Origin of the sequence: Treponema sp. UBA7567 (assembly GCF_002476655.1) — a bacterium.
Classification (GTDB): domain Bacteria; phylum Spirochaetota; class Spirochaetia; order Treponematales; family Treponemataceae; genus Treponema_D.
Genome location: NZ_DLLH01000049.1, coordinates 72,059 through 84,285, shown reverse-complemented (window position 1 = coordinate 84,285; position 12,227 = coordinate 72,059). Strand labels below are relative to the sequence as shown.

Sequence of the window (12,227 nt, the reverse complement as noted above, 5' to 3'; positions counted from 1 at the left end):
ATCTTGACTTTTTATGGGAGTAATCTATGAAAAAGAGTTTAAAAAAATCAATTTTGGCTTTGGCTGTTGCTATGGTTTCGGCAGTGGTTTTTGCTCAGGACGCGCGTTCAATAGTCGATGCGGCATTGAACATTAAAAAACCTGCATATAACCATTCTATTATCGAAATGGATCTTATCAACAAAGCCGGCAATATTGAAGAGCATCGTATTATTGATGAGCTTGGGCGCCACAACGAAAAAACAGACACTTCTGACGTTGTAATGAATTTTAAGGTCAGCAACAACAAGTCAAATCAGGGAATTAAATTCTTGCAGATGGAAAACAAAGGCAAGGACGATGACAAGTGGATTTATATGCCTTCGCTCAAAACTACTCGCCGTGTAAATTCTTCTGAAGGAAGCAAATCTTTTACAGGAACTGACGCAAGCTACGACGATATGTCTACACGCGATCTTGACGATGATACTCATGAACTTTTGGCAGAAGAAAACAAAAACGGTTATGACTGCTGGAAAATTAAATCAACTCCAACAGCGGCAACTGTTGCAAAAGCTCAGTATCAGTATCGCATTCAGTGGATTGACAAAAAAACAAACGTTCCTGTTTATGCAGAAATGTATGACAAAAAAGACGGAAGCCTTTTGAAGGTTTTGACGGTTGATTCTATTGAAAATATTCAGGGATATACGATTACTACTTCGACAACCCTCAAGAACGTAAAATCTGGACATTCGACAAGAATTGCAGCCCAGAAAAATCCAAAGAGTCCGAACGGCTACAATATCATTCTTGACAAACCGATTCCAGACAATGTATTTACACAGAACTATTTGAATACAGCGAAATAATTGACTTAACTCCGTTGCAGCGGTTTCTTTGGTCCTGTTGTGGCGGAGTTTTTTTTATTTATAGGAATAGTTTATGAAAAAAATAAAATTTATCGGGCTTTTTACAGCCGCACTTTTTGCAGCAAGTTTTGTTTTTGCTGACGATTTTGATTTTGGCGATGATTTTGGAGGCGACTTTGGCGGAGATTTTGGCGATTCTTCCGCTTCTTTTGCCGGCGGCGCCCTCGAAGTAAACGGAGAAGCGCAGATTGATTTTCGCGCTTATTTTGATGATGAAGATGAATATGGACTTCCTGTTGGCGAGTGGAAAACCGACACAAATCCAAAAGGCAAAATCAATTTAAAATACTCAAATTCGGCAGTTTCTGCGGAAGCAAAATTCGCATTCAGCAAGGACGTTCTTGAAAATTACAGGGAAGATGTAATTGACGAGCTTACGCTTGAATCTTATCTTGGAAATTTTGTTGTTCAGGCAGGAAAAATGAAGGTTGTCTGGGGAAAAGGCGACAAACTGCATGCTGTAGACAATTTTAACGCGAACGACTACACGGATTTTATAATTCCTGACTACATTGACAGAAGAATTGCAGAACCGATGATTCGTGTGCTTTATAATGTTCCAAAAGACGTCGGTCCTTTCTCTTCGAGCAGATTTGAACTGGTTTGGACTCCAACAATGACGGCCGACCGCTATGCTTCGGGCGGAAGATGGGTTCCGGCGCAGGTTGCAAGTTTGAAAAGTGAGTTGACCGATAAAGCTGGAACTGCGATTGTTGCGCAGGGGATAAAAGCTGGAACGGCAAATGCAGAATTAGCTAGCATAATGGCAAGTTCTTCATCAACAGATGACCAAAAATTAGCGGCAAAAAATAATGCGGCAAATGCGCAGGCACTCTACACAACAATGCTCAGCAATTCGTCTTCTCTTGCGGACAATCTTTATCCTGACACAAACCAGCTCAAATATATGCAGGCTGGCGCGCGGTTCACGACCACAACCGGCTCTCTTGACTGGGGCTTGAGCTACTACGTTGGAAGAAACAAGCGCGCTTCTTTTGACTACAGCAAAATTGGAAGTTTCGTTTCGACTTATCTTGAAACAGGCGACGCAGACGATGACGACAAATTTATCGACTACGACTTTTTGCAGGTTTTCGGTCTTGAGGCTGCAAAAACTTTCGGAGCGTACAATTTCCGCGCAGAGGCGGCTTACAATCTCACAAAAGACACTGCCGGAGACGACCCGACGATTCAGAACAACTCGATTGCGTGGGTTGCAGGTTTTGACCGCGACCTGCCAATCAGCGAGCTTAACGTGAATATTCAGGGGCAGGGCAGGCACATTCTTCATCACGATAAAATCGATGACAACGAGTATGACACAGAAAACGGAACATTCACAAACGACATTAAAATCGTCCTGAATATTTCTGACAGCTGGAATCATGGAAAAGTAAAGCCTGAGGTGAGCGCAGTTTACGGTTTTCAGCATTATGACTTGATTGTAATGCCGAAAATCACTTGGTATGTTTCTGACGGACTTGAGTTCTGTGCAAAAGGAATGTATATGGCAAGCTACAAGAGCGACAAGACCGAATTTGAAGGCTGGCACAACAACGGCTTTGTTCAGTTGGGAGCAAAATACACGTTCTAATTTTTCGGGCAAGGGAGATAGTAGTGGCAGCGGAGCTGGTGCGCAGCACCGAAGGCGCGCAAGACGCCGTAGCCACGAATAGCCCGGTTTTTTGCGCAGCAAAAAATGACCCAAAATTAAAATTTAAAAATAAAAAATCCCCGAAGCTAAATGGCTTTGGGGATTTTTTTACGCAGTTGTTTTGAAATTAGTCCTTTGCGCGTTCTACGAATGAACCGTCGCGTGTATCGATTACAATGCGGTCGTCTGTGTTGCAGAACAGAGGAACTTTTACTTCCATTCCTGTGTCGAGAGTTGCAGGTTTTGTTGATTTTCCAGAAGTGTCGCCTTTTACGCCTGGCTCGCAGTATGTGATTGTGCGTGTTACGTTTACTGGGAGAACAACGCCAACTGGTTTGTCGTTGTAGTAAGTAACAGAAACTTCGTAGTCGTCATCTGGAGAGATGTAGCCGGCATTGTCGCCAAGATAATCTTTGTCCAGCATGATGTCATCGTAAGTTTCCTGATCCATAAAGTGATATTCGTTGCCATCGATGTAAGAAAGTTTTACAGTTTTTTTAACAAGATCAACTTCCTCAAATTTTTCACCGGCATCAAGACCAAGCTGCATTGTTGAGCCTGTTACGATATTCTGAACGCGGAGGTTTGTAACCATGCCCTGGCGTCCGCCTTTCTGTCCGAGAAGTTTCTGAACAATAAGAGGGCTGCCTTCATACATAAAAGCTGTTCCGACTCTGATTTCGTTTGTCATTAACATAATATGTTACCTCAAAAAAATAAACGTTTATTCTATAATACTAGTGCTTATTGGACTTTTTTTCAACTACTGCAAGGTTTCAAGAAAGTTGAGCAGGTTTTTGGCAAGGTTGCCGTTTTGAAAAAGATTTTCAGAAAAATTTTCAAAAAAAGCCGTTAACTCGCCTTGTGCTGCTTTTTGAAAAAAATCATAAAGCGCATTTTCGTTTAATTTTGCATCTGGAGTGTTGTATTCATTCCAAAGAGTTGAAAGTTCGGTTTTTAAGTTTTTTCCGCAAACAAAGGGCAGCATTTTTTCTAAAAGGGCATTAACCTTTACAAGCTGGTAATTTTCGTCTTGAACGTATGCGTGCCAAAAAAAAGGTTTGCCGGAAAGACATGCCCTTGCAAGGCTTTCTTCGCCGCGGACAAAGTTAAAGTCGCTTGTGCAGAGAATTTTGTCCCATTCTTCCTGCGTTAAAAAAGGCAGTTGAACGAAATTCACCTTTTTTTCAGTCTGTTCCCAGGCTTTTTTTGCAAAAGGCAGGCTTTTTCCTGCGGCCGCAAGGACTTTTACGTTAAAGTCCGGATTTTTTTGTCTTTGTGTTTCCTGAATGCGGTTTAGAGAGTTAAAAATTTGAACAAACTCGCGTTCGTAAGAAAAAATTGTAACACAAAACTCATTTTTGTTTTTTGGAAGATTTTTCGATTCTTTTAAGGTTTTTAAAAACTGGCTGTCGATTAAAAGTCCTGCCGTTTTTTTTGTAAATCCCGGCATAAAAAACATTTTTTTTACATTTGGGCTTCTCGTATAGCACTTTAAAAGATGAAAGTCGTCGGCGTATTCTTCTGCTGTTAAGTATTCGATATTAAAAATATGGAAAATTTCTTTTACATTCTTGTCAAAAAGAATTTTTTCAAGCCAGTCTGGCCGTCCGCACTGAAAACATTCGAGAATAATTGGAAAAGGGTTTGAGCTGAATGTAAAATCTTCGCTTTGGTTCCAGTCTAAAATTTGCCATCTTGTGTTTTTGTAGTCGAAAAATTGAGATTTTTTGCCGGGCTCAATTTTTTTTGCCATTGAAGCAAAACTTTCCAATTCTGAACAGACGAGTGTAAGATTTAGAGAAGAATCGAGGTCGCTCAAGGCTTTTGCAAGCCTATAGACAACTCCAATATCACCATAATTGTCTACAACCTTGCACAAAATCATTATATTTTTGTTTTGCATTTAAAATTTTATTCCAAAAGACAGGTTTGGAACTATTCGAATTTTTGAGCCTGTCCAAACCTGGCCTGTTGTTTTTAAGCGGTATGAATCGTCAAAGGCTGCATCGTTAAAGTCAGAAATGTGCATATCGAAATTAGCCGCCATAAATAATTGTGTCTTGTGGCGAGGTTTAAACGAAAGAGAAAATCTTACGGTAGGCACAACGTTGAATCGGTCATCTTTTTCTTCGATGTCATCGGAATAAGCATAAAAAAGATTTGCAAAAATTTCTGTATCGAGAAGAATTTTGCTTACTAAAATGCTTTGATGTCCAATTCCCGGACTTGCCTCGAATGAGCGTCCTATTTTTGCGGCATTGTGTCCTAAAAGCAGCGAACCATATAATTTTGTTGAACCGGCATGGATTCCTGCGTTGAATGAACCGCTTGTTGAGGCAGAAAATTCCCCCATAAGCCTGAATTTTGAAACACTTTTTAGATTTCCCTTTTTACGGATTATATTTGCTTGCGGATTGCCGATTTTTTCAAAATCAATTTTTGTAAAGGCTGGGGTTAGAGTTTCTGAATTGCAGCTGTAAATTTTTGAGTTGTATGGATATAAAATTGTTTCTTCGGATTCTTCAATAAAAACTCCGGCTGCAGAATAATGCTGAACAGAAACTTTTAGCATTGTAGGAATTATGCTTTCCTTGCTTACCGCAATTTCGTAATTTCGGTTTACTGGAAGTCCGAGCGCAACCTGCCCTTGAAGAAGAGAATTTGCCGCTAAGGGAAGCTCTACCTTTGAAAAATTAACTTTTCCGTCCAGAATAGTTGCTACAACCTTTCCGTCGCTATCAAAAACTGCATAGTCGCCGGCGCCTTTTAAGAGAAGAATGTCTGTTCCGACAGATGAATAAACATTTTCCTCATCTGTCGACATAATCCACGAAAGGTAAGTCTCCATTGCGTGCATATCGGCAAAGCAGTTGATTAAGTAATTTATATCAACATCAAAATTTTTATAGCACCATCGGGTTGCCGCCGCAAAAATTGCGCCTTGCTTTTCTGTCCTTGAATCAGATTTTTCTTCGACTTCATTTTCGGTTTTTGTTTCGTCTTTTTTTGGAAAAATTCTCCAGAATGCAGAAATTGCGCGGTCGTGAAGAGCCGTAATTCCATTGTAAAAAGTATAAACATTTTTGTTCAGCCTTGATAGAATTGAACTGCACTGAATCGGCAAAAACGGACCTGTCGTAAACGGACAGTAGTCGCGCAGCATAAATTTATTAAAGTATTTATTCATTGCTGGAATATATTCATCTTCGTATTTTTTGGGATCAGTATTCCAATTGTTTATTAAAACTTTTGTCTGACCGTATTTTTTGTATTTCCAGCTTTTGTAATTTGGCGGAACTGACGGAACAATATCTTCGGCATTTACAATGTTCCAGATAAAATCGTATTTTTTGTTATAAACGCTGTCATTTGTAGTAACATTTGGAGAAGCAAAAGTGTAGGTGTAGATGTAGTTTGTGTCAAAAAGCTCAGCGTCGCACAGTTGGGCGGAAAGAAGATTTGCAATTGCCGCTCCACGGGAGTGTCCTGTTATTAAAAGGCAGCTATCGTCTATGTCGATTTTATTTCTCAAAAGAAAGGCAATCAGCGCGTTTTCGACGAGTTTTGTGGTTTTCAAAAAACCTTCATGATATTCAGTTTCATTGCCAGTTTTGTCGGAAATGTTTACATTTGAAATCCATTCGTTTGCGTTGAGGGGAGTTCCGCGGATTACAATTATAATCAGATTTTTTTTTGAATTTGAACCGGTGATTTGTTTTGTCGCAAAACTAAAAGCCGCCTGGTCATTTCCCCAGACAGGATTGTCGTAATTGATAGAATAATGAAATTCAATCTGTTTTTCTGAAATTCCGAGGGCTTTGTAGCATTGAAGAATTAAATTTGAACTTTGCCCGATGTCGCTGTCTTCGTAAGAAACGGCGGAAAAAATTCCTGCAATACGCGCAATGTTATGGTTATAAAGAGTAGCAGGTTTTTCGCCGAACCATTTTTCATTCCAGTCTGCCGAAATCATTATTGGGCTTTCTTCGATTGTAACAAGACTTTTTACTGGAAAAGAAATTCTTTCTGCTTGAGAAAGCGCCGCCATTGTAAAAATGGCGGCTGTGCTGAGAGTTCTTTTTATTAAATTCATTTTTTCTTTTTCCTTAAAATTTAAAGCGGTGTTCCATTGGGTTCTGAATCGGTGTCAATTCCATCGAGAACCAGTTTGATTTTTTCAAAATTGCCGTTGCGGAAAACAGTAACGGTTACTGTGTCATTCGGTTTTTTTGATTCAAGCGCGCTCGTATAATCTGCGTAAGTGCGAATGTTTATTCCGTCGATTCCGGTGATTATGTCGCCGCCAAGATAAATTGTAGATGAATTAAAGCGGCTTCCGTATTGAACAGGCTTTGTTCCGCCCAAAATTCCTGCTTTCTCTGCGCTGCTGCCTTCTTTTACCTGGCTTACGAGAATTCCGTAATTGATTTTTAAGCCTGCATATTGCGCAATGCTTGAAGTCATCTGAACCGGAGAGATTTGAATTGTTCCGCGCCGGACTTTTCCATATTTCAAAAGATCGTTTACAACGCGCTGCGCCGTGCTTACAGGAACTGCAAAGCCAATTCCGGCAGATGAGCCTGAATTTGAAATTATCATTGTGTTTATGCCGACCATTCTTCCTCTTGTGTCTAAAAGCGGTCCCCCGGAATTTCCTGGATTGATTGCTGCATCGGTCTGAATCATATTTCTGATAATTACATTCGCGCTTTCCTGAATAGGTCTTCCCAGTCCGGAAATTATTCCTGTTGTCATTGTTCGTTCAAGGGCAAACGGGTTGCCGATTGCAATAACTTTCTGTCCAACTTTTAATTCGCTTGAATCTCCAAAATCGATTGTCTTAAGCTTTATGTTTTCCGGCGGATCAAATTTTAAAACTGCAATGTCGCTTTCAATATCTTTTCCAATGACAGTTCCTGGATAACTAGTTCCGTCTGCGAGCGATATATTGATTTTGTTTGCCTTGCTGATTACATGCACGTTCGTAACTACATATCCGCGTTTGTCGATTATTGAGCCTGAGCCTGAGCCTCCGTCCTGAACGACAGGCTCTAAAAACCAGTTGATTCCCATAACCTGCGTTGTAATGTTTACGACGGCTTCATTGCATTTTTCGTAAACAAAAATATTCTGTTCTTCGTCCTGCGTGTATTGAGAAACTGTAGAAGCGGCCGGCGTTGCAATATTTTTTTGAGGCAAAACTTCTTCTACAAATTCTGCTTTTTCGGAATTCTGCTGACTTTGAACGTTCTCGGTTTGTGTCTGGCCTGTTTTTTCAGAATTTTCAGACTTTAAGTTTTTTTGAATTGCAAAAACTGCCGCGCTGGCAAAAACAGCGCCTGCAAGAATTCCTGTTAATGTGTTTTTTATCATCTGCTGTTTTGAATATAATTTCATCTTTCGCCTCCAGTTTTTATAAAAGTATGGAAATTCCGGCTTCTGTTTTAAAATAAGCTTGATTCTCAAAAATTTGCGCGTTTGAGAGCAAATTTAAATTTAGAGAATTTAATGCAATCTTGAAGTCGAATCCAATATCAACCGCCCTTAAAAATTCGATTGAATTTGAGCTTCTGCCGTCGTTTTCGAGGGCAGTTGTTCCAAAAGAAGAATTCAGCGCGCTGTAAATTGCGAACGAAACTGTCCGGCCTTTTAATTGAAAGCAGACTCCGTTTCTTAATACTTTATCGTAATTGTTGTTTTTTGTGTTGAATGTAGAAGCTGCAAAAGTGAATTCTGATGAAATTCCTGCATAAAAGTTACTGAAGTCTAGTCCAAAAACAAGTCCGCCGCCAAGACCGCATCCGTTGTCCGCTCCGTAAGGCTCGAACGGTTTGTTTTTTGCTCCTCCAGCCCTTGCTAAAAATCCAAAATTCATATCAAAAGCAGTCTGTTTTTTTGAAGCAGTAAATTTCAAGGCTGAATTTATAAAAGGCGAAGCGCCTTCATGTCCTGCGTTTAACCCGGCTTTTGCTGAAAGTTCGACATTTTTTGAAAAAGAATAGGCAAAAAAAGTTGACAGCGGCGCGCAATAAAAATTTTTATTTTCAAAGGCGCAAATTACGCCGGCGTTTACACCGACACAGAATGTTTTTTCAGGAAAATTAAAGGCTGCCGGAAGAATTCCAATTCCAGAACCGCTTGCCGTAATTGAGGCTGAAGGAATTTTTATCGAGCTGTCTGCCGTAAAATCAACCGAAAATTTTTGTTCACCGGCTTCGAGTATTGCAGTGTAAGTTCCGTCTTGAATTTTTGTTCCGTTCTGTGCGCTTCCATCCCAAATTACATTTTGACTCCAGGTTGTAAAACTAGGCAAGTTTCGGCTTATGACAGAATTTCCAAAAGAATCCTTTATTGTTAAAGTTCCGTTTCCGAACGCAGTAACTTCAAAATTGAATTTTATCTGGCCTGCAGAACCTTTTAACGCCGGATTAAATTGTTCCTTGTTTGCCCTAAAATTCGAAACCGAAAATTGTGCTTCCTGAAGGCGTATTGTGACTATTTGATATGAATTTCTTGGAACGTAGATAGATGAAGATTCGCTCTTATAGCCGAATTTTTTTGCAGAAACCGTGTGGCTTCCTTCTTCCAGCTGAACAATGCTGCCGCTGATTTTTGAGTTGTCAACATAAATTAAGGTTTCTGGTTGAACTGCAATAAAATTTACTGTTCCTTCATATTTTTCAAGTTCTACATAAAAAACGCGTTCTTCGCCCTGCGGAACATTTATTCTGTAGAATTTTGGTTTATAGCCTGTTTTTTTTACGCGCAGATTATAGCGGCCAGCCGGAAGGTTGTTTACCGTTAAATTTGTGTGTCCTTCAAAATTACCGTTCAAAAAGACTTCTGCGTTCGGGACGTTTGATTTAACCGTGATTTTTGTTTTTTCTTTTTCGATTGCAGATTTTCTGTCGGATTTTAATAATTCCGGATAAGTTGAATACGCCTCGTCAAATTCAAATTTTTGCTGGACGGATTTGTCTTCGACAAAAATTCCAGAAGAAGATTCATTTTCGTTAGAAAATAAAGCGCCTGCCGAAATTATAAAAATTGCTAAAATAGCAGTAAATCTTTGCAATGACATAAATTAACTAAACCCTTATTATAATTTACCCGATTATTCATAGGTCGGCAACAGACCATGTTCAAGAAAACTAAAGTAACTGTTTTTTGTTATAATTATGTGGTCGAGCAGGGGAAGCCCTAAAATTTCAGAGCCTAAGCACAGTCTTTTTGTCGTTTCTATGTCATCGTCAGAAGGCTCTGCGTGTCCGCCCGGATGATTGTGAGTCAAAATAATTCCAGAAGCGTTTTCTTTGACAGCTTCTCCGAAAATTTCAGACGGCTTTAAAACAGCCATGTTTTTTCCGCCAATGCACAGGACTCTGATCGTAAGGATTTCTTTTGCGCCGTTCACAGTTACCATTACAAAATGCTCCGCTTTTTGCATTGCATAGTGCTTTATGAACGGAATTACGTCCTGCGGCTGATTGACAACTGCCTGCGGATTTCTGTTGCGGCGTTTTCCAAATTCCAATGCCGCCAGAATTGCCAGAGCTTTGCTTGTGCCGACTCCTTCGATTGATTGCAGTTTTTCAAGCCAGTTTTCCGGATTGTGAGAGCAGATGACTTTTAAAATTTCTTCCGACATATACTCGATGGGCATTTTTTTTGTTCCTGACCCCAAGACAAGCATTATTAGCTCTTTGTCGTTTGGATAGGAAAGTCCATTTTTTAATGTCAGCCGTCTTAAATCAATTGGTTCCTTTAAATTGTTCATACTATATATATTGACTTGAAAATCAATATTTACCGATTTTTGGTGAATTTTTTTAATAGATTTTATTTGAAAAAGATGAAAACGTTTGCGAATTTTTCAATTATCTTCTTGTAATTTCTATGTTTTTCTATTATGCTTTTGGCTCAAGGTGCAGAGGGCACTTTTATTTTAACTGCGATTTTTAGGCCTTTTAGTGTATTTTAGAGGCTTTTTTGTCGCCTTTGGGATACATTTTATGAAAGACTCAATTTTTGATGCCGAAAAAACGGCAGATTATGGTGTCAGCTCAGCTGACAAAGCTCAGAAACTTCCGGAAAACTTGGAAATTTCAGAAAACAAAAATGACGAAGAACAGTCGGAAGAAATTTCTTTTGAAGACTTAGGACTTGATCAAAGAATTCTGGAAGCAATCGAAAAAAAAGGTTTTAAAACTCCTTCGCCGATTCAAGTTCTGGCAATTCCACGCCTTTTGAACGGCGACACAAACCTTATAGCAAAAGCAAGAACTGGAACTGGAAAAACCGCGGCTTTCGGGCTGCCGATTGTTCAGAATATTCACGAAGAAAGCGACCACGTGCGCGCTCTTGTGCTAGAACCGACCCGCGAGCTTGCAATTCAGACTTGTTCAGAAATGCAGAGCTTTACTTCTGGAAAATTTCCGCGCGTTACCGTTTTGTACGGCGGAGCCTCATATTCAACTCAGATTAGAGATTTAAAGCGCGGAACTGAAATTGTCGTTGGAACTCCAGGCAGAATTAAAGACCATCTTGAGCGCGGAACTTTAAAGCTCGACAAAATCGATTATTTTATTCTCGACGAAGGCGACGAAATGCTCGATATGGGTTTTGTCGATGACATTAAGTCGATTTTTGCGCAGGCAAACCCGGACAGCCGGATTTTGCTTTTTAGCGCAACTATGCCAAAACCGATTCTTCAGATTGCAGAAGAATTTATGGGCGAATACGACATTGTTCAGGAAGAAGGTTTTGTAGAAGAGCCTCTTTTGATTGACCAGAAATATTGGGTTGTAAGCGAACGCGACAAGATTGAAGCTCTTGTCCGCCTTATCGACATTTCGCCTGATTTTTATGGACTTGTTTTTACAATGACAAAAAACGATGCCGACATGGTGAGCCGGATGCTCGACGAAAGAGGTTACGAAGCGGCCGCTTTGCACGGCGATGTGCCTCAGGGACAGCGTGAAAAAATTCTTACAAGATTTAGAAATAAAAAAACTCGTATTTTGGTTGCAACCGATGTAGCTGCCAGAGGAATCGATATTTCTGGCTTGAGCCACGTTGTAAACTATTCTCTTCCGTTTGACGCTGCAACTTATGTTCATAGAATCGGACGAACTGGCCGTGCTGGAACTTCTGGAATTGCAGTTACTTTTGTTCGCCCGGAAGAAAGACGCAAGCTTGAATTTCTAAGAAAGCGAATTCGCGCTGCGGCAAAAGGCGAAATGAAAGAAGAGCAGGTTCCTTCAATCGAAAATGTTCTCGAAGTAAAAAGAAGCCGAATTCTTGAAGAACTGAAAGAAAAAATCGGTTTAAAGGCAAAAAAAGAATTTGCGCCGGAACAGAAAGAAAAGCAGTTTGAAAACGACGAGATTGTTGCTTTTCCAGCAGGCGTTGAATCCGAAAAATCATCAGAAGGCGAAGAGCCTTCCCCTCAAAACGGCCAGATTTCTAATGAAAATAGCGAGCTGGACGAAACAAGAGAAGAATTTGTTCCTCAGCTTAAAAAAGTTGAAGACTTGTACAAAAAAATGGCAGAAGACTTGTGCGCAAACCAGAATGCAGCCGAAGTTCTTGCCGCTGTTTTGCAGGTTAATTACGGAAAGTCTCTCGACGAAAGCCATTATGGAAAAGTACAGAGCCAG

Annotated in this window: 10 protein-coding genes; 4 read left to right on the top strand and 6 right to left on the bottom strand. The window is 40.1% G+C overall.

The annotated features are described in order from the left end of the window. Nucleotides 1-26: 26 nt before the first annotated feature. From B3Y13_RS06460 to B3Y13_RS06450, 3 genes are all read left to right on the top strand, one after another. Nucleotides 27-851, top strand: a complete 825-nt coding sequence (locus B3Y13_RS06460; RefSeq protein ID WP_296668443.1) for an outer membrane lipoprotein-sorting protein — start codon at nt 27-29, stop codon at nt 849-851. Nucleotides 852-924: 73 nt separating this feature from the next. After that, nucleotides 925-2,505, top strand: coding sequence for a hypothetical protein (locus B3Y13_RS06455; protein ID WP_296693442.1), 1,581 nt, complete (start codon nt 925-927; stop codon nt 2,503-2,505). A gap of 23 nt (nt 2,506-2,528) precedes the next feature. Continuing rightward, the gene (locus B3Y13_RS06450) at nt 2,529-2,690 is read left to right on the top strand and encodes a hypothetical protein (protein WP_296693439.1); all 162 of its coding nucleotides are present in this window, start codon (nt 2,529-2,531) and stop codon (nt 2,688-2,690) included. Nucleotides 2,691-2,692: 2 nt separating this feature from the next. On the opposite strand, the gene efp is transcribed toward B3Y13_RS06450, so the two are convergent. The 6 genes from efp to B3Y13_RS06420 form a co-directional block, all read right to left on the bottom strand. Then, nucleotides 2,693-3,262, bottom strand: coding sequence for an elongation factor P (gene efp, locus B3Y13_RS06445; protein WP_078930679.1), 570 nt, complete (start codon nt 3,260-3,262; stop codon nt 2,693-2,695). A gap of 66 nt (nt 3,263-3,328) precedes the next feature. Continuing rightward, nucleotides 3,329-4,471 carry an elongation factor P maturation arginine rhamnosyltransferase EarP gene (gene earP, locus B3Y13_RS06440; protein ID WP_296693438.1) on the bottom strand — a complete coding sequence of 381 codons (1,143 nt, stop codon included), beginning with the start codon at nt 4,469-4,471 and terminating at the stop codon, nt 3,329-3,331. Further along, nucleotides 4,472-6,661, bottom strand: a complete 2,190-nt coding sequence (locus B3Y13_RS06435; RefSeq protein WP_296023957.1) for a lipase family protein — start codon at nt 6,659-6,661, stop codon at nt 4,472-4,474. It lies immediately after the preceding gene. Nucleotides 6,662-6,681: 20 nt separating this feature from the next. Continuing rightward, nucleotides 6,682-7,965, bottom strand: coding sequence for a S1C family serine protease (locus B3Y13_RS06430; protein ID WP_296693436.1), 1,284 nt, complete (start codon nt 7,963-7,965; stop codon nt 6,682-6,684). Nucleotides 7,966-7,981: 16 nt separating this feature from the next. After that, complete coding sequence (locus B3Y13_RS06425) at nt 7,982-9,649, bottom strand: PEGA domain-containing protein (RefSeq protein WP_296693433.1); 1,668 nt, start codon at nt 9,647-9,649, stop codon at nt 7,982-7,984. A gap of 33 nt (nt 9,650-9,682) precedes the next feature. After that, entirely contained in the window at nt 9,683-10,345 is a 663-nt protein-coding gene (locus tag B3Y13_RS06420; RefSeq protein ID WP_296023950.1) for a JAB domain-containing protein, read from the bottom strand. 235 nt (nt 10,346-10,580) lie between these two features. Here B3Y13_RS06420 and B3Y13_RS06415 point away from each other — a divergent pair. After that, nucleotides 10,581-12,227 (top strand): DEAD/DEAH box helicase (locus B3Y13_RS06415; RefSeq protein WP_296693430.1); only part of this gene is annotated, 1,647 nt, incomplete at its 3' end.

Bases quoted from the DNA above. Each gene is read 5' to 3' on its own strand.
- B3Y13_RS06460 (WP_296668443.1), top strand. From the start codon at position 27: ATGAAAAAGAGTTTAAAAAAATCAATTTTGGCTTTGGCTGTTGCTATG.
- B3Y13_RS06455 (WP_296693442.1), top strand. From the start codon at position 925: ATGAAAAAAATAAAATTTATCGGGCTTTTTACAGCCGCACTTTTTGCA.
- efp (WP_078930679.1), bottom strand. From the start codon at position 3,262: ATGTTAATGACAAACGAAATCAGAGTCGGAACAGCTTTTATGTATGAA.
- earP (WP_296693438.1), bottom strand. From the start codon at position 4,471: ATGCAAAACAAAAATATAATGATTTTGTGCAAGGTTGTAGACAATTAT.
- B3Y13_RS06435 (WP_296023957.1), bottom strand. From the start codon at position 6,661: ATGAATTTAATAAAAAGAACTCTCAGCACAGCCGCCATTTTTACAATG.
- B3Y13_RS06430 (WP_296693436.1), bottom strand. From the start codon at position 7,965: ATGAAATTATATTCAAAACAGCAGATGATAAAAAACACATTAACAGGA.
- B3Y13_RS06425 (WP_296693433.1), bottom strand. From the start codon at position 9,649: ATGTCATTGCAAAGATTTACTGCTATTTTAGCAATTTTTATAATTTCG.
- B3Y13_RS06420 (WP_296023950.1), bottom strand. From the start codon at position 10,345: ATGAACAATTTAAAGGAACCAATTGATTTAAGACGGCTGACATTAAAA.